General features: G+C 60.7%; 18 protein-coding genes. 12 read left to right on the top strand and 6 right to left on the bottom strand.

What is annotated here, in order from left to right:
- The first annotated feature begins 36 nt into the window (after nucleotides 1-36).
- The 5 genes from parE (at nucleotide 37) to GNF76_RS08890 (ending at nucleotide 6,614) form a co-directional block, all read left to right on the top strand.
- Complete coding sequence (parE, locus tag GNF76_RS08910; protein WP_155582811.1) at nucleotides 37-1,941, top strand: DNA topoisomerase IV subunit B; 1,905 nt, start codon at nucleotides 37-39, stop codon at nucleotides 1,939-1,941.
- On the top strand, nucleotides 1,941-2,936 hold the full coding sequence (locus GNF76_RS08905) for an esterase-like activity of phytase family protein (protein ID WP_155582810.1): 996 nt from the start codon (nucleotides 1,941-1,943) through the stop codon (nucleotides 2,934-2,936). Before parE ends, GNF76_RS08905 begins: the two co-directional genes overlap by 1 nt.
- On the top strand, nucleotides 2,933-3,454 hold the full coding sequence (locus tag GNF76_RS08900) for a retropepsin-like aspartic protease family protein (RefSeq protein WP_155582809.1): 522 nt from the start codon (nucleotides 2,933-2,935) through the stop codon (nucleotides 3,452-3,454). Before GNF76_RS08905 ends, GNF76_RS08900 begins: the two co-directional genes overlap by 4 nt.
- A gap of 10 nt (nucleotides 3,455-3,464) precedes the next feature.
- A complete protein-coding gene (gene parC / locus GNF76_RS08895) occupies nucleotides 3,465-5,729 on the top strand; it encodes a DNA topoisomerase IV subunit A (RefSeq protein WP_155582808.1) in 2,265 nt (754 codons plus the stop codon).
- A 174-nt stretch (nucleotides 5,730-5,903) separates the two neighbouring features.
- A complete protein-coding gene (locus GNF76_RS08890) occupies nucleotides 5,904-6,614 on the top strand; it encodes a PqiC family protein (RefSeq protein WP_155582807.1) in 711 nt (236 codons plus the stop codon).
- Nucleotides 6,615-6,862: 248 nt separating this feature from the next.
- Here the strand turns inward: GNF76_RS08890 and GNF76_RS08885 are convergent, their stop codons facing one another.
- Nucleotides 6,863-8,401: an AhpA/YtjB family protein gene (locus GNF76_RS08885; protein ID WP_178123242.1), complete on the bottom strand. Its 1,539-nt coding sequence runs from the start codon at nucleotides 8,399-8,401 to the stop codon at nucleotides 6,863-6,865.
- A gap of 134 nt (nucleotides 8,402-8,535) precedes the next feature.
- On the opposite strand from GNF76_RS08885, the gene serB reads away from it, so the two are divergent.
- Nucleotides 8,536-9,750: a phosphoserine phosphatase SerB gene (gene serB / locus GNF76_RS08880; protein WP_155582806.1), complete on the top strand. Its 1,215-nt coding sequence runs from the start codon at nucleotides 8,536-8,538 to the stop codon at nucleotides 9,748-9,750.
- Nucleotides 9,751-9,815: 65 nt separating this feature from the next.
- On the opposite strand, the gene asd is transcribed toward serB, so the two are convergent.
- From asd to GNF76_RS08865, 3 genes are read right to left on the bottom strand one after another with little or no spacing between them, the layout of a single operon-like run.
- Nucleotides 9,816-10,676 (bottom strand): archaetidylserine decarboxylase, encoded by an 861-nt coding sequence (gene asd, locus GNF76_RS08875; protein ID WP_155582805.1) that lies wholly within the window; start codon nucleotides 10,674-10,676, stop codon nucleotides 9,816-9,818.
- Nucleotides 10,677-10,696: 20 nt separating this feature from the next.
- Nucleotides 10,697-11,512, bottom strand: a complete 816-nt coding sequence (locus GNF76_RS08870; protein WP_155582804.1) for a rhodanese-like domain-containing protein — start codon at nucleotides 11,510-11,512, stop codon at nucleotides 10,697-10,699.
- A 58-nt stretch (nucleotides 11,513-11,570) separates the two neighbouring features.
- Nucleotides 11,571-13,106, bottom strand: a complete 1,536-nt coding sequence (locus GNF76_RS08865) for an HDOD domain-containing protein (RefSeq protein WP_155582803.1) — start codon at nucleotides 13,104-13,106, stop codon at nucleotides 11,571-11,573.
- A gap of 166 nt (nucleotides 13,107-13,272) precedes the next feature.
- Between GNF76_RS08865 and motA the strand changes: the two genes are divergently transcribed.
- Nucleotides 13,273-14,124, top strand: coding sequence for a flagellar motor stator protein MotA (gene motA, locus GNF76_RS08860; RefSeq protein WP_155582802.1), 852 nt, complete (start codon nucleotides 13,273-13,275; stop codon nucleotides 14,122-14,124).
- A gap of 3 nt (nucleotides 14,125-14,127) precedes the next feature.
- Nucleotides 14,128-15,153 carry a flagellar motor protein MotB gene (gene motB, locus GNF76_RS08855; RefSeq protein WP_155582801.1) on the top strand — a complete coding sequence of 342 codons (1,026 nt, stop codon included), beginning with the start codon at nucleotides 14,128-14,130 and terminating at the stop codon, nucleotides 15,151-15,153.
- 54 nt (nucleotides 15,154-15,207) lie between these two features.
- On the opposite strand, the gene rsgA is transcribed toward motB, so the two are convergent.
- The gene (gene rsgA / locus GNF76_RS08850) at nucleotides 15,208-16,239 is read right to left on the bottom strand and encodes a small ribosomal subunit biogenesis GTPase RsgA (protein ID WP_155582800.1); all 1,032 of its coding nucleotides are present in this window, start codon (nucleotides 16,237-16,239) and stop codon (nucleotides 15,208-15,210) included.
- 106 nt (nucleotides 16,240-16,345) lie between these two features.
- Here rsgA and orn point away from each other — a divergent pair, with 106 nt between their 5' ends.
- Both orn and GNF76_RS08840 read left to right on the top strand, forming a co-directional pair.
- Nucleotides 16,346-16,888 carry an oligoribonuclease gene (orn, locus tag GNF76_RS08845; RefSeq protein ID WP_155582799.1) on the top strand — a complete coding sequence of 181 codons (543 nt, stop codon included), beginning with the start codon at nucleotides 16,346-16,348 and terminating at the stop codon, nucleotides 16,886-16,888.
- Nucleotides 16,889-17,073: 185 nt separating this feature from the next.
- On the top strand, nucleotides 17,074-17,685 hold the full coding sequence (locus GNF76_RS08840; protein ID WP_155582798.1) for a trimeric intracellular cation channel family protein: 612 nt from the start codon (nucleotides 17,074-17,076) through the stop codon (nucleotides 17,683-17,685).
- Here GNF76_RS08840 and queG read toward each other — a convergent pair.
- The gene (queG, locus tag GNF76_RS08835) at nucleotides 17,667-18,746 is read right to left on the bottom strand and encodes a tRNA epoxyqueuosine(34) reductase QueG (protein ID WP_155582797.1); all 1,080 of its coding nucleotides are present in this window, start codon (nucleotides 18,744-18,746) and stop codon (nucleotides 17,667-17,669) included. The genes GNF76_RS08840 and queG overlap by 19 nt on opposite strands.
- Before the next feature lie 63 nt (nucleotides 18,747-18,809).
- On the opposite strand from queG, the gene GNF76_RS08830 reads away from it, so the two are divergent.
- Nucleotides 18,810-19,670 (top strand): NAD(P)H-hydrate dehydratase, encoded by an 861-nt coding sequence (locus GNF76_RS08830; protein WP_155582796.1) that lies wholly within the window; start codon nucleotides 18,810-18,812, stop codon nucleotides 19,668-19,670.
- On the top strand, nucleotides 19,658-20,128 hold the full coding sequence (gene tsaE, locus GNF76_RS08825; protein WP_178123241.1) for a tRNA (adenosine(37)-N6)-threonylcarbamoyltransferase complex ATPase subunit type 1 TsaE: 471 nt from the start codon (nucleotides 19,658-19,660) through the stop codon (nucleotides 20,126-20,128). Before GNF76_RS08830 ends, tsaE begins: the two co-directional genes overlap by 13 nt.

Raw genomic sequence — 20,128 nt, 5'->3', positions numbered from 1 at the left:
GTTACTTTTTAATCGAACGACTCACGACGAGACCCCATGGCCACTCCCAGCGCTAGCTCTTATAACGCCGACGCCATCGAAGTCCTCTCGGGCCTCGACCCGGTGCGCAAACGCCCCGGCATGTACACCGACACCAGTCGGCCGAACCACCTTGCCCAGGAAGTCATCGACAACAGCGTCGACGAAGCCTTGGCCGGGCACGCCAAGTCGGTACAAGTCATCCTTCACGCCGACCACTCCCTGGAAGTCAGCGACGATGGTCGCGGCATGCCGGTGGACATCCACCCGGAAGAGGGTGTGTCGGGCGTCGAGCTGATCCTCACCAAGCTGCACGCCGGTGGCAAGTTCTCCAACAAGAACTACCAGTTCTCCGGTGGCTTGCACGGTGTGGGTATTTCCGTGGTCAACGCCCTGTCGACGCAGGTCACGGTCAAGGTCAAGCGCGACGGCAACGAATACCAGATGACCTTCGCCGACGGCTACAAGGCCACCGACCTGGAAGTGGTCGGCACCGTTGGCAAGCGCAACACCGGGACCAGCGTTTACTTCGCTCCCGACCCGAAATATTTCGACTCACCGAAATTTTCCATCAGCCGCCTCAAGCACGTGCTCAAGGCCAAGGCTGTATTGTGCCCGGGGCTGCTGGTCAGCTTTGAAGACAAAGGCACCGGCGAGAAAGTCGAGTGGCATTACGAAGACGGCCTGCGCTCCTACCTGGAAGACTCCGTCGCCGAATTCGAACGCCTGCCCAACGAGCCGTTCTGTGGCAGCCTGGCCGGTAATAAAGAGGCCGTGGACTGGGCCCTGCTGTGGCTGCCCGAAGGTGGCGACAGTGTTCAGGAAAGCTACGTCAACCTGATCCCGACAGCCCAGGGTGGTACTCACGTCAACGGTTTGCGCCAGGGCTTGCTGGATGCCATGCGTGAATTCTGCGAATACCGCAGCCTGTTGCCGCGTGGCGTGAAGCTGGCGCCGGAAGACGTCTGGGAGCGGATCGCGTTCGTTCTGTCGATGAAAATGCAGGAGCCACAATTCTCCGGCCAGACCAAGGAGCGCCTGTCGTCCCGTGAGGCGGCAGCGTTTGTCTCGGGTGTGGTCAAGGACGCTTTCAGCCTGTGGCTCAATGAGCATCCGGAACTGGGCCTGGCCCTGGCTGAGTTGGCGATCAACAACGCTGGCCGTCGTCTGAAAGCCAGCAAAAAAGTTGAACGCAAGCGCATCACCCAGGGCCCGGCACTGCCGGGCAAGCTGGCGGATTGCGCCGGGCAGGACCCGATGCGTTCCGAGCTGTTCCTGGTGGAAGGTGATTCTGCCGGTGGTTCCGCCAAGCAAGCGCGGGACAAGGAGTTCCAGGCGATCCTGCCGTTGCGCGGCAAGATCCTCAACACCTGGGAAGTCGACGGCAGCGAAGTGCTGGCCAGCCAGGAAGTACACAACATCGCCGTGGCCATCGGTGTCGACCCAGGCGCGGCGGACATGAGCCAACTGCGCTACGGCAAGATCTGCATCCTTGCCGACGCCGACTCCGACGGTCTGCACATCGCGACCTTGCTCTGTGCGCTGTTCGTCCAGCACTTCCGCCCGTTGGTGGATGCCGGTCACGTCTATGTCGCCATGCCGCCGCTGTACCGGATCGACCTGGGCAAGGAAATTTTCTACGCCCTGGACGAAGCCGAGCGCGATGGCATCCTCGATCGCCTGGTGGCCGAGAAGAAACGCGGCAAGCCGCAAGTTACCCGATTTAAAGGTCTGGGCGAGATGAATCCGCCGCAATTGCGGGAAACCACCATGGACCCGAACACTCGGCGCCTGGTGCAGTTGACCCTGGAAGACTTCGCCGCCACTTCGGAAATGATGGACATGCTGCTGGCCAAGAAGCGTGCTCCGGATCGCAAGAGCTGGCTGGAATCCAAAGGCAACCTGGCCGAGGTTCTGGGCTGATGCGCAGCGGTTTCGCCCTGGCGATACTGTTGTTGAGCGGGTTGGCGACCACTTCGGTGGTCGCGGCGCCTGCTGCTGAGCTCAAGCTGTTGTCTGAACACCCGGTAGACGGCATGCGCGGCGGCAACCTGTCGGGCTTGGCCGTTTGCGGCAAAGAACTGTGGACCGTCTCCGATCGCGATGACGAGCAGATTTACCGGCTCGATACCTCGGCGGATGTCTGGCAAGCCGAAACGGTAAAGATCAACGTACCGCCGGTGCCTGACTCCGGGTTGCCCTGGGGCTTGCGCTCGCGTACCAAGGTCGCTTCGTTGGTGCGGGGTGGCGATCTGGACTTTGAAGGGATCAGTTGTGATGCCGCCGGCAATCGCTACATTGTCAGCGAAGCCCACGCTGCGGTGCTACAAGTACCGGCGACCGGGGAACCGGAGTGGCTGAAGATTGCCCCGGGCATGGTGCGCGAAGCGCGGGCCAGTGGCATGTTGCTGCACTTCAATGCCTTGTTTGAAGGCCTCGCGGTGAACCCCGAAGGCACTCAGATCTGGCTTGCTGCCGAGCGTGAACGGCGAGGACTGATCTCGATCAAGCGTGGGCAAAGCCTTTGGGACTGTGACGGACGTTGCGTGCTGCTGAGCGAAGCCGGTCAGGAGATGCAGCCGGCCCAGTTCCCGGGCGCCAAGGCCGTGTCCAAGGACTTTGCCGACCTGTCGCTGTTCAATGGCAAGCTGTTTACCCTGGAGCGCAATGCGTTCCAGATCTGCCGTCGGGATATCGTCACCGCCAAGGTCGAGTTGTGCTGGTCGTATGCCGAAGACGCGCTGGTGCCGAATCGGCGTTATCCCCAGTCGTATGGCCTGGCCGAAGCGCTGGTGGTGGACACCGAGGGTGCCTGGGTCGGCATCGACAATAATTTCGGCCCCCGTGCCGATGGTGAAAAGCGGCCGATGGTCTATCGTTTCGCCGCTCCGGCCGGTGGCTGGAGCGCCAAGCCATGAGCACACAGCCGCCCGGCAAGCGCGCCGGACGTGTGCTGATGTTCGTGGCTTGGGGGGCCGGGCTGTTTCTGGCAACACGGTTTTTCGAGCAGTGGGAAGCGCGTCAGCAAAACCCCAATGCCGTGGTTACCTCGGAGCAACACGAGGGTTACATCGAAGTGAAGCTGGCCGGTAACGGTCAGGGGCATTTCGTCGCCAGCGGCCAGATCAACGGCCTGCCGGTGGAGTTCATGCTCGATACTGGCGCCACCGACGTGGCGGTGCCCGCCGAGTTGGCCGAGCGCCTGGGGCTCAAGCGGGGTTTACCGGTGACCTTGAGCACGGCCAACGGTCGTAGCCAAGGGTATCGTACCCACCTTGACCGCCTGCAGTTGGGCGATATCGTCTTGCAGGACGTCCGCGCCCTGGTGGCGCCGGGACTGGGTGGCGAGCAAGTGCTGTTGGGCATGAGCGCATTGAAACAACTTGAATTTACCCAGCGTGGCGGCACCTTGCTGCTGCGCCAGACCAAACAATGATGAGGCCCGCATGAGTGACATCCTTGCAGACAGCTTAGATGGCGTTGAACGCCGATCGCTGGCTGACTTCACCGAAAGTGCCTACCTCAACTACTCCATGTACGTGATCATGGACCGTGCCTTGCCGCATATCGGCGACGGCCTGAAACCGGTACAGCGGCGCATTATCTATGCCATGAGTGAGCTGGGACTGGACGCCGACTCCAAGCACAAGAAATCGGCGCGTACCGTCGGTGACGTGCTCGGCAAGTTCCACCCCCACGGTGACTCGGCGTGTTATGAGGCCATGGTGCTGATGGCCCAGCCGTTCAGCTACCGCTATACCTTGGTGGACGGCCAGGGCAACTGGGGTGCGCCGGATGATCCCAAGTCCTTCGCCGCCATGCGTTACACCGAGGCGCGACTTTCCCGTTATTCGGAAGTGTTGCTCAGCGAGCTGGGCCAGGGCACGGCCAACTGGGGGCCTAACTTCGACGGCACCCTTGAGGAGCCGCTGGTGCTGCCGGCGCGTCTGCCGAACATCCTGCTCAACGGCACCACCGGCATTGCCGTCGGCATGGCCACTGATGTGCCGCCGCACAACCTGCGGGAAGTCGCCACGGCCTGCGTGCGCTTGCTGGATGAACCCAAGGCCACCGTCGAACAGCTGTGTGAGCATATCCAGGGCCCGGACTACCCGACCGAAGCGGAAATCATCACGCCTCGCGCCGACCTGCTGAAAATGTACGAAACCGGCAAGGGCTCGGTGCGTATGCGCGCCGTGTACCACGTCGAAGACGGCGACATCATCGTCACCGCGCTGCCGCATCAGGTTTCCGGTGCCAAGGTGCTGGAGCAGATTGCCGCATTGATGCAGGCCAAGCCCTCGAAGCTGCCGCAAGTGGCCGACCTGCGTGACGAGTCCGACCACGAAAACCCATGCCGCATCGTGATCATCCCGACCAACAGCCGGGTCGACCACGAAGTGCTGATGCAGCACCTGTTCGCCAGCACCGACCTGGAGTCCAGCTACCGGGTCAACGTCAACATCATTGGCCTGGACGGCAAGCCGCAGTTGAAGAACCTGCGCAACCTGCTGGTGGAATGGCTGGAATTCCGCGTGCAGACGGTGCGCCGTCGCTTGCAGTTCCGCCTGGACAAGGTCGAGCGCCGCCTGCACCTGTTGGACGGTTTGCTGATTGCCTACCTCAACCTGGATGAAGTGATCCATATCATCCGCACCGCCGAGCACCCGAAAGCCGACTTGATCGCGCGTTTCGAACTGAGTGAAATCCAGGCCGACTACATCCTCGACACCCGTCTGCGTCAGTTGGCGCGACTGGAAGAAATGAAGTTGCGGGACGAGCAGGACGCGTTGCTCAAGGAGCAAGCCAAGCTGCAAGCCCTGCTGGGCAGTGAAGCCAAACTCAAGAAACTGGTGCGCAGCGAACTGATCAAAGATGCCGAAACCTATGGCGATGACCGCCGTTCGCCGATTGTCGAGCGTGCCGAAGCCAAGGCTCTGACAGAAACCGAATTGCTGCCTAACGAGAAAATTACCGTCGTTCTGTCGGAAAAGGGTTGGGTTCGCTCGGCCAAAGGGCATGATATCGATGCCACGGGGCTGTCCTACAAGGCGGGTGACGGTTTCAAGACCGCTGCCGCCGGACGTTCCAACCAGTTTGCGGTGTTTATCGACTCCACCGGTCGCAGTTATTCGGTGCCCGCCCATACCTTGCCATCGGCAAGAGGGCAGGGCGAACCGTTGACCGGTCGTCTGACACCGCCGCCAGGGGCGAATTTTGAATGTGTGCTGCTGCCGGACGACGATGCGCTGTATGTCATCGCCTCCGATGCGGGTTATGGGTTCGTGGTCAAGGGTGAGGACCTGCAGGCCAAGAACAAGGCGGGCAAGGCATTGCTGAGCTTGCCGAACAACGCCAAGGTGATTCTGCCGCGTCCGGTCACGGACCGTGATGGCAATTGGCTGGCCTCGGTGACCACTGAGGGGCGCCTGCTGATCTTCAAGATCAGCGACCTGCCGCAGTTGGGCAAAGGCAAGGGCAACAAGATCATCGGTATTCCCGGAGAGCGCGTGGCCAGTCGCGAAGAGTTCGTGACCGACATCGCGGTGATCCCGGAAGGCTCGACCTTGGTGCTGCAAGCCGGCAAGCGCACGCTGTCGTTGCGTCCTGATGACCTTGAGCACTACAAGGGCGAACGTGGTCGGCGTGGGAATAAACTGCCTCGAGGCTTCCAGCGAGTGGATGCGTTACTGGTAGACACTCCCGTTTAAGGCGATATAGAGCTCCCGATCTACGATTTAACCCGTAGATCGACGCTTTCGCGCTGGAGTCATGGCGCATATTCACGGATGATATGGCCTTTCCAGCGCCGGCGTGGCTGAGCGCGTATAGGTTATTTTTGAGTATTACATTGTGGTTCGCCTTGTGGCAGCCACCTGGATGGGATGATGACTGCTTCGCGCCTTCCTTTATTTTTGATGCTCGCTGGCCTTTTGGGGCTGGCGGGTTGCAGCACGCACCAACCGGTGTCGTTGTATCAGCTGGACAGTGGAAGTCCGGCTCAGCCTGCACAAAGTGCTGGCATGGCAGTATTGCTTGGCCCGGTTGTCGTGGCTGACTACCTGCAACGCGAAACCCTGTTGCAACGTCAGAACGACGGCAGCCTGCAAGGTTCCGTTGACGGCCGTTGGGCGGGTAGCCTTTCGTCCGACATCAACCAGTTGATGTTGCGTCAGGTGGCCGGTCAACTCGACAGCCAGCGTGTGGTATTGGCGCCGGCACCGACGGGGTTTACCCCGGACGTACAGGTACTGCTGACCATCACGCGCCTGGACTCGGGTGCTTCGCAGCCGGCGATCCTCGATGCGCAATGGCGCTTGATCGACCGCCGTGGCCAGGTGCGGGATAACCGCATCGTGCACTTGCAGGAAGAGCACGCGGGCACCACCGCTTCCCAGGTCCAGGCCCAGGGCGTGTTGTTGCAGCATTTGGCGGAGCAGTTATCGGTAGCACTCAAGCCATTGGCCAACCAGCCGTCGGTTGCTGAGGCTCCACGCAAACCGGCACCAGCCCCGGCCAAGCCGGCGGCACCGGAGAAGCCGAAGATGCCGATGGCTTCGCCGATTCGCACCGATATGGAAGTGTTCAGGTTCTGAGTTGAATGCTGACAAAACAAGGCCCGCTGATTAGCGGGCCTTTTTGTTGGGGCGGAATTTGAGTTGTGGCGCCGACCAAAGTAGCGAAAGCAGTTGTAGCCGCTGCCGAGGTACGAGGCTGCGATGCGTGTCCGCAGGACCGCCCTGGGGGCCGCTACGCAGCCCATCGCAGCCTCGTACCTCGGCAGCGGCTACAATCGCCTTCGCGAGCAAGTCGCACCGCCGCTCCCACATTTGTTCTGCAGTGTTTATGAGTGCTTCGCGCGGGTCTCATGCATCCGCGCCAGTTGCCGCTCCAGCATCGACGGATAAGGCTCCATCAGCCGCTCTACGCAGCATGCACCTTCCGGGCTGGCAATCGGCCGGATTCGTGCGCGCTGGCGAATCAGTACGTCATCACCGATCTTGCGCTCCACCAGCAGCAGGTTGCGGCTGTGTTGGGACAAGGCCAGGGCGTCCTGGGCAATCTCGGTCAGCAGCAGGTCGATCTGGCTCATGCCATATAGATCGTCACCCAGTGTTAAACCAAGTTGCAGTTGCAAGGTGATGCCGCTGTCGGCCACTTCGATTTGCAGCGCGTGGCCCAGGGCCCGCAGCAACTCACCGCAGCAGATGGCGTTGGTCAGGTAGTCTTCGCCGCTGTCTTCGCTGTGGAACAGCATCAGCGTACTGCCGTCGTTCAGGGTGTGCAGTTCGCTCTGATACAGCGAGGCGGCCTGGTCGAGGCAATCACGATAGCGTTCCAGCAGTTCGGTCAGGCGGGCACGGGGCAGGCGGCGCAGTTGATCTTGCGCACCCAGTTGCACTGCCAGTACCGCACTGTGTTGCGGCTCGGTGTTTTGCACGGGTGCCGGCTTGGGCACAACGACTGGAGCTTGCGCCGAATGATCGCGAAGGTCGGAGAACGGATCTTCTTCGTCCAGTTCGTCTTCCTCGGCCTTGATCACATGCCGCGTAGCAGGCTTGAGCCCGGCCACCGGCGTGCTTTCATCGAAACTTGGGTCCCGCAGGTTACGCACCTCGAACTCAGGCTCTTCTTCTTCGTACTCGGTGTCGTCGTACTCGGGCTCAGGTTCAGCCTCGGGCACTACCGGTTCAGGCGCGAAGCTTGTGTGCAGCTGGCGGGCGAGGTCGCCGATTTCATCCTGGCGATCGGTGGCCGGGGTGTGTTCGTCGATGTCCCGCAGCCAGATGCGCAATTGCATCAGGGGTGTGGAGATATGCCGACCCAGGCGCAGGCTTAAGGCCAGAGACAGGGCCAGCAGGATCGCACTCAAGATGCCCATGCTTTGCAGGCTGATGGTCATCGGCTGCTGGAACTGCTGCATGTCCAGGCTGATGCGCAACTGTCCAGCCTTCACATCCTGAAAGGTGATGTTGCTCGAATACAGGCCTTCGGCTTCACCCAGCAGGCCGTTTTTCGGGCGTTGCCCGGCTTCGGCCATGATCCGGTTGTCCACGCTGTAGATGGCGGCGTGGGCCACCAGCGGGTTCTTGGTCAGGTTGTTGAGCAGCACATTGAGGCTGAGGATGTCGTTGGACACCAACAGCTCCGTCGCAGACGTTGCGGTCTGGGTGGTCAAGCTGGCACCCAGGGCGTCGGCTTGCTCGTGCATGGCCTGCTTGAACTGCAATCCCATCACGCAGGCGTAGATCACCAGGGCCAGAGCGACCAGGATCACGTTATGGCTGGCGATGCGTAATGCGATCGGTACACGGCGGTGACGCAGTGCCCGGAAGATCAGCAGGAAGAAGTTATCGGTTTTTACTGGCGTGGGCCGGTTCACTTAAGCTCGGCTCTTTAGTCCGTGAAGTTGACGCGCAGTATAGCGACAGGCCTGTGACCGGCAAAGCGCTGGCTGTGCCCGATGGTCACTGAAAGTGGGTAGAATGCGGTTTTTTTCCACCTCGGGGGTGCGCTTTGCGCGAAATTGTCCTGATTAACATCACCGGTGAAGATCGTCCGGGTCTCACTGCAGCCATTACCGGTGTTCTGGCCCAGGGTGGTGTGAACATTCTCGACATCGGCCAGGCGGTGATCCATGACGCTTTGTCGTTCGGCATCCTGGTCGAGATCCCGAACACTGAACGTGCCTCGTCGGTGCTCAAGGACATCCTGTTTACGGGCTATGAGCTCAATCAGCAGGTGCGTTTCACCCCGGTGTCTGAAGAGGACTATCAGAATTGGGTGGCCGGCCAGGGCAAAAAGCGCCACATCGTGACGCTATTGACCCGCAAGGTAACCGCTGAGCAGCTGCAGCGTGTCAGTTCGATCACGGCTCAATATGGCTTGAATATTGACCACATTGACCGTCTGTCGGGTCGTATGCCTTTAGACACACCCGCCGACAAAGGCAAAGGCTGTATCGAGTTCTCCGTGCGTGGTGAACCGGCTGATCCGCAAGCTTTGCGCGCCGAGTTCCTGAGTGTCGCCCAGGAACTGAATGTCGATATCGCCTTCCAGGAAGACTCGCTGTTTCGTCGCAACCGCCGTCTGGCGGTCTTCGACATGGACTCGACACTGATCGAAGCTGAAGTTATCGACGAACTGGCCAAGGCTGCCGGCGTTGGTGAACAAGTCTCGGCGATCACTGAGCGCGCCATGGCTGGTGAGCTGGACTTTCGCGCCAGCTTCAAGGAGCGCCTGGCGCTGCTTAAAGGGCTGGACGTCAGTGTGCTGGACTCCATCGGTGCTTCCCTGCGTCTGACCGAGGGCGCGGAGACGCTGTTTGCCGAACTCAAGCGTCTGGGCTACAAGACCGCCATTCTGTCGGGCGGTTTCACTTACTTCGCCAAGCAATTGCAGGCCAAGCTGGGCATCGACTATGTCTTCGCCAACGAACTGGAAGTGGTGGATGGCAAGGTGACGGGCGTGGCGGTCGAGCCGATTGTCGACGCGCAGCGCAAAGCTGATTTGCTGAGAGAGTTGGCGCACAAGGAAGGCTTGCGTCTGGAACAGACGATTGCGGTGGGCGACGGGGCCAACGATTTGCCGATGCTGGCAATTGCCGGGTTGGGCGTGGCGTTCCGTGCCAAGCCATTGGTCAAGCAATCGGCCAAGCAGGCGATCTCGACCTTGGGGCTGGATGGGGTGTTGTACTTGTTGGGCTTTCGCGACCGCGACGGTCAGCTCTAGTCACTGCCAATAAATGTGGGAGCCGGGCAAGCCCGCTCCCACACTTGATCTTCGCAGTACTTGAATCAGGCCTTTGGCAAGCCGATGCTCTGCCCCATCTGCACTGGCAAACCGGCCACCAGTTCTTCGGCCCACTTCACCTGATCCGGGCCAAACAGCACGATCGCCGTCGAACCCAGCTTGAAGCGTCCCAGTTCTGCACCTTTTTCCAGATGGATCGGCGCACGGGCGGCTTCGTCGTAGCGTACGGTTTTCAGTTCGCGTTTGGGCGGCGTGACCAGGCCGGCCCACACGGTTTCAATCGACGCCACAATCATCGCGCCCACCAGTACCACAGCCATCGGGCCGCGTTCGGTGTCGAACAGGCAAACCACGCGCTCGTTACGGGCAAACAGCTCCGGCACGTTTTCCGCGGTGGTTTGGTTCACCGAGAAAATCCGCCCAGGGACGTAGACCATTTCCCGCAGGGTACCGGCCAGTGGCATATGCACGCGGTGGTAGTCCTTCGGCGACAGGTAGATGGTGGCGAAGTCGCCGCCCATGAACGGCGCAGCGACGGCTGCGTCACCGCCGAGCAATTCCAGCACGCTGAAACTGTGGCCCTTGGCCTGGAATACCCGGCCGTGCTCAATCGGACCGGCCTGGCTGACGGCGCCATCGGCCGGGCTCAGGACAGCACCCGCAGTGGTGTCCAGCGGGCGGGCGCCCTCTTTCAAGGCACGGGTGAAGAAGGCGTTGAAGTGCTCGTAAGCCGTCACGTCTTCTACCAAGGCCTGGGACATGTCCACTTGATAACGCTTGGCGAACCAGGTGGTGAAGGCATTCTTGAACCAGCGCACGCGGCATTCGGCGATGCAGCCCGCCAGCCGTGACAGCAGGTGGTGGGGCAGCAAGTACTGGCTGAGGATGAACAACTGCTTTTTCATTAATTAACTGTCCTTAACGCTTAAATCTCAACGGGGGTGTCGGGGTGGTTGCCCCATTCGCCCCAGGAACCGGCATAACCTTTGACTCGCGGATAACCGAGCGCCTTGGCCACCAGGTAGGTGAAGCCAGAACGGTGGTGAGTCTGGCAGTGGGTGATGATTTCCTTGTCTTTCGTCAGCCCCAGGTCTTCGAGGATCTGTGGCATGTCGCGGCGGATACGCAGGCTGCGTGCCTTGTCCATGCCGGACGTCCATTCGAAGTTCACGGCGCCGGGGATGTGTCCACCCTTGGCGGCGAGGACCTTCTCGCCGGAGTACTCCAGTGGGCCGCGGGCATCCCAGATACCCAGGTCGGCAGCGCCGAGACGGCTTTGCAGGTACTCGCGGGTGGCGGTGGGTTCGTCGTGCAGGGTCAGGCTGACCGGGCCGCCGACAAGGGCGGGCACGTCGGTACTGAGCGGAGATTTTTCCTCCAGCCAGGCCAGCAAACCGCCGTCAAGGTAGTGATATTTCTTGTGCCCGATGACGTCGAGCATCCAGATAAATCGCCCGGCCCAGCCACCGCCTTCGTCGTCGTACACCACGTAAGTGGCGTCTGGCGTGTGGCCCAGTTCGCCGAACAGTGCCTCAAGGGATGCCTTGGATGGCAGCAACCCCGGAGCCGGTGTCTGGCCCAGTTGGGTGCGCTTGGGGTCCACGAAGCGGGCGCCGGGGATATGCCCTTCGGCATAACGTGCCGTGCTGGTGAGGTCCACCAGAATCAGATGTTCGGTTTCGAGGCGACCAAGCAGGTCGCTGGGCTCGATTACCAGCGGCAAGCCAGAGAAGTCAGGCATGTGAGGTCTCCTGGGCACAAGTGTGGGGCTGTAGAGGAGGGCGATTGTAGCGCAAGCATCAAGCGCTGCGGTTGGTAAAGGTGTGCAGAGCCTTCTCGATGCACTGGGCCGTTTTACCGAAGGCTTGCACGGTGGTTTCCGAGAACGGCCCACCGCCTTGGTCGGCCACCATCAGCATCACTACTCGGCCGTTGCTGCTCAAGGAGCGTAACAGCAGGTGTTGGCCGACAAACAGGCGCCGCAACTGAGTAGGTAACAGCCCCGAAAACTGGGCGTGATTATCCGGCGTCAGGCGTACTTGGGCGGACTTTTCCAGCAGTCGCTGTAGCAGCGTACTTTGCGTGACGTCCAGACTCAGGTGGGCGGCATCCTTGGGCAGGCCGTCGATCTGATGTACCCGCAAGGTGCTCAAGGCTCGGTCTGCCATCAGCAACATGACCCGTTGCATGCCGCAGGCCGCCAAGGCCTCTTTGGCGCAGGTGGTCAGGTGCATGGCGTTGGCAAAGCGGCTCGGTTCCATCAGCAGTTCGGTGCAGTGCTTACGCCAGACTGCCAGGGCTTCGGCAGTCGGCGGCGGTGCCGGGAGCAAACCGCGATGGACCCGTTGCACATTCCACGGCCAGATCAGCGACAGCGCCGGGTGCCAGAGATCGCTCATCAGGTCGTTACGGGCACTGGTGACCGCGTGTTGATGCACCTGTTGCTGCACTTCACTCAAGGGTTGCTGCAAGTACAGCGCAGTCAGGTATTGCCAGCGTTGAGTGTGCGGGCAGGTCCAGGACTCCTGGGCCGACATGGCCAGGCCGTTGGCCAGCAGCACGGTGTTGGCCGGCTGGTTCAGCCAGCGCCGCAGCGTCGGGTCGGCATCCAGCAATTGCTGTTGGCGCAATGGCTCTTCTTCGCGGGCAATGTGCAGCACTTTGACCAACAGGCGCTGTTCGTTCAGCAGCAAGGTGTAGCCCTGGGACACCCAGATCGGCAGTCGCCAGGCTTCGGTCAGGCCCAGGCACAGCTCCAGCAGGCGTACGCCAAACAACGCCTGCTCGACCTTGTGTGCGCACTGGCCTTTGTGGATCACCCGCAGCTCCCACTCCTCCAGCAGCTTGGGATAGGTAATCGCCATCGGCCACAGTGGTGACAGAAACAGCAGGCTGCCCCAGTGGATGTCTTGCCACAGCCGCGCCAGGCGACTGGCGAACAGGCCATTGGCTTGTTGCGAGGCGTGCTGGCTGATCATTTGCAACTGGCGCAGGGCCACGGGGATTTCATTGAGGGGCACGGACGGCAGGCGGGCCAGCAGTTCTGCGGTGCGTTCAAGACCGAGGCGGTTGATTGCCACCTCAAGGTTTTCCGCCGGTTCCGACAGGCTGCCGTGGGTGTGATGGTTCGCTTCGCGCATCACGCTGAGTACCAGCGCCGGGCTGTTTTGCATCAGCTCAGCAATCTCTCTCAATGATCGGCGGCTGTCGCCGATGGCTTTGCACACCCGTTCGTGGCTCGCCTGGGGAACAGGCAGCGCAACCTCGTCCAGCCGCTTTATCCAGCCGGCAATTGTGTTGGGTTTGGGAGTTGGAACTGTCGTTTCATTAACCATGATTAGCGCGCGATCATCACTTGCGGTCAACACGCCCGGAGCGGGCCGAACTGGCTTTTCGCCTTAACGGGCTATAGTCTGGCGCAGATTTGCCGATAAGTAGAAGAAGAGTTTTCAGATCTTCCGAATATGTCCATGAACCCGACGGCACAAGTACTCATCCCCTATGGCTAAAATTATCGGCATCATCGTCGTCATCGCGAGCGTGCTCGGCGGATACGTCCTTTCCCACGGTAAAATTGCGGCACTGATCCAGCCCTTCGAAGTGCTGATCATTGGTGGCGCGGCATTCGGTGCATTCCTGCAAGCCAACCCTGGCTACATGACCATGCACGTGATCAAGAAGTCGCTGGGCATGTTCAGCTCGCGCTTTTCCCACACCTTCTACCTGGAAGTGCTGGGGCTGATCTACGAGATTCTCAACAAAAGCCGCCGCGAAGGCATGATGGCCATTGAAGGCGACATCGAGGACGCTGCGGCGAGTCCGATTTTCGCCAAGTACCCGGCCGTGCTCAAAGACGAACGCATGACCGCCTATATCTGCGATTACCTGCGCATCATGTCCTCCGGCAACATGGCGCCCCACGAGCTGGAAGGTCTGTTCGACATGGAATTGTTCAGCTTGAAAGAAGAGCTTGAACACCCATCCCACGCCGTGACTGGCATCGCCGACGGCATGCCCGGTTTCGGTATTGTCGCGGCAGTCCTCGGGATCGTGGTGACCATGGCGTCCCTCGGCGAAGGTGACCAGAAAGCCATCGGCATGCACGTGGGGGCGGCACTGGTGGGGACCTTCTTCGGTATTCTCGCCGCCTATGGTTTCTTCGGCCCACTGGCGACTTCCCTGGCCCATGATGCCAAGGAAGAACTGAACGTATACGAAGCAATCAAGGCCTCCCTGGTGGCCTCCGCTTCTGGTATGCCACCGTCCCTGGCTGTGGAGTTCGGGCGCAAGGTTCTGTATCCGAAGCACCGTCCGAGCTTTGCCGAGCTGGAACAAGCAGTTCGCGGTCGCTAAGCCATGGAAAACAACCAGCCGATCATTATCAAGCGCGTCAAGCGCTTCGCTGCGGGGCATCACGGCGGCGCCTGGAAAATCGCCTTTGCCGACTTTGCGACGGCGATGATGGCGTTCTTCCTGGTGTTGTGGCTGATGTCCACTGCCACGCCGGAACAAAAGATCGCCATCGCCGGTTACTTCAAGGATCCCATCGGCTTCTCCGAGAGTGGCACGCCTTTTGTGATCGACCTGGGCGGCTCGCCGCAACTGGCCCCCGAGCGCACCATTAACCCGGAAGTGAAGACCGAGTCGCCCCAGGAAAATATTCCCATCGAGCGAGACACCGTCGAAAGCATGGCCGAACAGGTCGAGCACGAACGGTTGGAATTGCTCCTGCAAGAGTTGCAGAAGAAGGTCGACGAGAATCCGCAGTTGGAGAAGTTCAAGGACCAGATCCTGTTCGAGATCACTCCGGATGGCTTGCGTATCCAGATCATGGATGCTGCCAACCGGCCAATGTTCGACTCCGGCAGTGCGCGCTTGAAACCGTACTTCGAGGACATCCTGCTGGCCATGGCTGACACCATCAAGGCGGTGCCGAACAAGATCAGTATCAGTGGCCACACGGATGCCAAGCCGTATTCGGGCCTGGGTGATTTTGGTAACTGGGAGCTGTCCGCCAACCGTGCCAACGCCGCACGTCGCGCCTTGGTGGCGGGTAGCTATCCGGACGAGCAAGTGGCGCGAGTAGTGGGTTTTGCTTCTTCGCAGCTGTTTGATATCAAGGACCCGTTCAACCCGGTGAACCGCCGCATTGATATCGTAGTGCTGACCAAAAAGGCCCAGCGCGCGATTGAAGGTGAGCAGGGTGCCGCGCAACCGCCGGTGCCCACTCAGGGCGCTGGTGCGCCGGGTGAAGTGCTGGCGGATCCGAATGCGCTGCCACCTGAGCAGGAGCCGCTACCCGCTCACGAGCTGCGCCAGAAGCTGAACCTGTTTGATGACGGCGGGATGAAAGACCCGACTCAGCCCGCCACTGGCTCATAACGCAACTCTGTAGCCGCTGCCGCAGGCTGCGGCAGCGGCTACAGGTATTTCATTTTAGTAACTGGTTTCCGGCAAGCTGGCGATGATCGAGCGATAGCTGTTCATTCGCTGCTGTTGCACGCGGCCGTCTTCCAGTGCCTTGAGCAGCGCACAACCCGGCTCGCGATCATGCTTGCAATCGCGGAAGCGGCACGTGCCGATCAGTTCGTTGAACTCGATAAAGCCCGCTTCCACGTCCGCCCGGCTGACGTGGCCCAGGCCGAACTCACGGATCCCCGGGGAGTCGATCAACTCACCGCCGCCCGGGAAGTGGAACAGCCGCGCCGTGGTGGTGGTATGCGTACCCTGGCCGGAAAGCTCCGACAGCGGGCCGACACGAGTCTCGACTTCCGGCAGCAGGCTGTTGACCAGCGACGACTTGCCCACGCCCGATTGGCCAACGAACACACTGATGCGGCCATCCAACTGCTCTTGCAGTTGTTCCATGCCGTTACCGTGATGGGCCGAGACTTCCAGCACCGGGTAGCCCAGGGTGCGGTAGACCGCCAGCAACGCATTCAGCGCCGGTGCGTTCTGCTCGTCGATCAGGTCGAACTTGTTCAGCAGCAGCAGCGGACGAATACCCGCGTGCTCGGCGGCTACCAGGTAGCGGTCGATCAGGTTGGCATGGGGCTCGGGCAGCGGGGCGAAGACGATGACGATCATGTCGACGTTGGCCGCCACCGGCTTGAGCTGGCCACGGCTGTCCGGGCGACGCAGCTCGGTGGTACGCGGCAGTTGCGCGACGATCACACCGATGCCCTGGTTGCCGGCACGCCAGACCACTTGGTCGCCGGTTACCAGCGCAGGCAGGTTGGCGCGCAAGTGGCAGCGGAACACCGAGCCTGCGTGTTCGCCTTCCTTGGCCTCGACCTCGACCTGCACACCGAAGTGCGCGATCACCAGCCCCGTTTGTTCGGGGCCCAGGTCGCCGCCTTCCAGCGCTTCCACGGCGGAGGATTCACGTTTGGCGGCGCGGGCAGCGCGTTCACCCTGAATCTTTTCGATGCGCCAGTTTTGGCGACGGTTGAGCTGGCGTTTGGCCATGGGTGTTCCGTGTCGATAATGCAAAGGTTAGGTAAAACGGTCGCGAGTCTAGCACGCCCTGCCTGCTAAACTGCGCAGCTACGCCAAGGTGCCAAGGAACCAAGACATGCAAAACCCACAGAACCTGATTTGGATCGATCTGGAAATGACCGGTCTGAACCCTGACACCGACGTCATCATCGAAATGGCGACCATCGTCACCGACAGCAACCTCAACACCTTGGCCGAAGGCCCGGTGATCGCCATCCACCACAGTGATGAAGTCCTCGCCACTATGGACGAGTGGAACACCCGCACCCACGGCAACTCGGGCCTGACCCAGCGCGTGCGTGAAAGCCGCGTGAGCATGGCCGAGGCCGAAGCTGAAACCATCGCCTTCCTGGAAAAGTGGGTGCCCAAGGGCAAGTCGCCGATCTGCGGCAACAGCATTTGCCAGGACCGCCGCTTTCTTTATACCCACATGAAGGCGCTGGAAAGCTACTTCCATTACCGCAACCTGGATGTGTCGACCTTGAAAGAGCTGGCCGCACGCTGGGCGCCGGAAGTCAAAGACAGCTTCCACAAGGGCAGCACTCATCTGGCACTGGATGACATTCGCGAGTCGATCGCCGAGTTGCAGCATTACCGCAAGCATTTCATCAAGTTCTGATTTTGAGGCGTCTGAACGGGCGCCATCGCAGGCAAGCCCGCTCCCACATTTGAATGTGTTCGCAAATCAAAATGTGGGAGCGGGCTTGCTCGCGAAGGTGGGCGACACGGTCTTTCGCCGGTCGCCCCCTTTTGGTGCCATCACCAAATGATTAGACTGCGCGCCTCATTGCAAGGATCGCCCCCATGCTGCTGATGCTCTACCTCATCGCCATCACCGCCGAAGCCATGACCGGTGCCTTGTCCGCCGGTCGGCGTGGCATGGACTGGTTTGGTGTGGTGCTGATTGCCTGCGTGACGGCGCTGGGTGGTGGTTCGGTGCGCGATGTGCTGCTCGGTCACTACCCGCTGACCTGGGTCAAGCACCCGGAATACCTGGTGCTGACCTCCGTCGCCGCGCTGGTGACAATCTTCATTGCGCCACTGATGCGCCATCTGCGCTCGCTGTTCCTGGCGCTGGATGCCGTGGGTCTGGTGGCCTTCACCCTGATCGGCTGCATGACCGCCCTTGAAATGGGCCACGGCATGTTGGTGGCGTCGGTCAGCGGTGTCATTACCGGGGTATTTGGCGGCATCCTGCGGGATATCTTCTGCAACGACATCCCGTTGATTTTCCGCCGTGAGCTGTATGCCAGCGTGTCGTTCCTTGCCGCCTGGTTCTACATGCTCTGCATCTATCTGCAGTTGCCCAGCGAGCAGGCAATCCTGCTTACGCTGTTCAGTGGCTTTCTATTGCGTTTGCTGGCGATCCGGTTTCACTGGGAAATGCCCAAGTTTGTCTACAACGACGAACACTGACGCTCGGCGTGCTGCTTCAGCGCCCATTCCACATGTTCGCGTACCAGCTCGGATGGGTAATCCCGCCGTGCTTTCAGGGCTTCCAGCACCGGAATACTCGACGGAGCGTTGCCCAACCCTACCGCCAGATTGCGTAGCCAGCGCTCATAACCGGCGCGGCGCAGGGGGGAGCCTTCGGTGCTGCTGAGGAATTTATCCTCGTCCCACATAAACAACTCGGCCAGTTCTGCGTTATCCAGATTGTGCCGAGGCTTGAAATCGCTTTCGGCCGAGGTGCGTGCGAAACGATTCCACGGACACACGATCTGACAGTCATCGCAGCCGAACACACGGTTGCCAATCAGTGGGCGCAAGTCTTCGGGGATGGCGCTCTTGAGCTCGATGGTCAGGTAGGAAATGCAGCGCCGGGCGTCGAGTACGTAAGGCCCGACGAAAGCATTGGTCGGGCAGATGTCCAGGCAGGCGGTACAGCGGCCACAGTGTTCGGTGGTGTGAGGCGGGTCGACCGGCAACGGCAGGTCGACAAACAGTTCGCTGAGGAAGAAGTAGCTGCCGGCCTTGCGATTGAGCACCAGGGTGTTTTTGCCGATCCAGCCTAAACCGGCCTGTTCGGCGATGGCTTTTTCCAGTACCGGGGCGCTGTCGACAAAGGCGCGAAAGCCAAACGGGCCGATTTGCGCCTGAATCCGGTCCGCCAGTTGCTGCACGCGCTTGCGGATCAGCTTGTGGTAGTCGCGGCCCAGGGCGTAACGGGAGATGTAGGCTTTTTCGGGTTGAGCCAGCAATTGCGCCATGTGTGTGTCGCCGGGCAGGTAATCCATGCGCAGGGAGACCACGCGCAAGGTGCCGGGTACCAGTTCTTCAGGGTGGGAACGTTTGCTGCCATGGGCGCCCATGTAGTCCATCTCGCCATGGTAGCCGGCGTCGAGCCAGCGCTGCAGGTGTTGCTCATGCTCGGCCAGGTCGAGGCCGCTGATGCCCACTTGTTGAAAGCCCAGCTCACGGCCCCAGTCTTTGATCGATTGGGCGAGGGCGGGCAGGTCGGAGGTGATAGCAGGCATGAGACAAGAGAAACCGCAGGTTAGATGCGTATAATTCTGCCAGACATCGGAGCTTGAAGACGCATGCCGCAGACAAAACACGAAATAACCGACGTTCAGCACCTGTTGCCCGGCCAATTGCCGCAACTGCCTGCCCGTTCCCCGGATGCCCATAAAGGCCAGTTTGGTCATGTCTTGCTGATTGGCGGCGACCGTGGGTTCGGTGGCGCGGCCTTGCTCAGCGCACAAAGCGCGCTGCGCAGCGGCGCTGGCCTGGTTTCCCTGGCGACCCGCAGTGAACATGTGCCGGCTGCCTTGGCGCGCCTGCCGGAAGTCATGACCCTGGGCGTGCATTCGGCCAACCAGTTGATGGGCTTGCTGGAAAAGGTCTCGGTGATCGTTATCGGTCCCGGCCTTGGCGAAGCGTCCTGGGGCAAGAGCCTACTGTCGGTGGCGGCGAATGCGCGGCAGCCGCAGGTCTGGGATGCCGACGCGCTGAATCTGCTGGCGATGGGCGCTGTCAGCCTGCCGGTCAACTGCGTGATCACCCCGCATCCAGGTGAAGCGGCCCGGTTGATGGGGATTTCGACAGCCGAGGTTCAGGCGAACCGCCTTAACGTAGCGCGCGCGTTAAGTCAGAAATTCAATGCGGTGGCGATCTTGAAAGGCGCTGGCAGTTTGATTGCCAGCCCTGACGGTCGGGTTGCCCGCTGTGATCAGGGCCACCCGGCGATGGCGACAGCCGGTCTGGGCGATGTGTTGGCCGGTCTGGTGGGTGCTTTGCTGGCCCAGGGGATGTCGGCATTTGACGCCGCTTGTCTGGCGGTCTGGTTGCACGCGACCGCCGGGGATCGCCAAGGTACATTGGGTCGCGGGCTGGCGGCCAGCGATCTGATTCCCGCCATTCGTCAGTTGTTGGAGGAACAGTCACCGTGTCTGAAGTAACCCTTTTTCTGGCTGATGAAGAGGCCATGGTCGCGTTCGGCAAACGCATTGCCGAGGTCACCAAAGGCTCGGGGCTGATCTTTCTGGAAGGGGATCTGGGTGCCGGTAAAACCACCTTGTCCCGAGGCATTATTCGCGGGCTGGGTCATGACGGCGCGGTGAAGAGTCCTACGTTTACCTTGGTCGAACCCTACGAGATCGGCGCAGTGCGGGCCTTCCATTTCGATCTGTACCGGTTGGTGGATCCCGAGGAATTGGAGTACATGGGCATCCGCGATTACTTCGACGAAGATGCCTTGTGTCTGATCGAGTGGCCGGATAAAGGCACAGGCTTTTTGCCAAAGCCCGACCTGACCATTACCATTAGCCCGCATAAGAGTGGACGTCAGCTGAAGTTGTTGCCCCAAGGTGCGCGCGGTGAGTCGTGGTGCGTCGCCTTGGCATTGGAATTCAAATAA

This window comes from Pseudomonas spelaei, from assembly GCF_009724245.1.
Classification (GTDB): Bacteria; Pseudomonadota; Gammaproteobacteria; order Pseudomonadales; family Pseudomonadaceae; genus Aquipseudomonas; species Aquipseudomonas spelaei.
The sequence above is the reverse complement of the archived record's forward strand: the minus strand, read 5'-3'. Positions and strand labels throughout refer to the sequence as shown.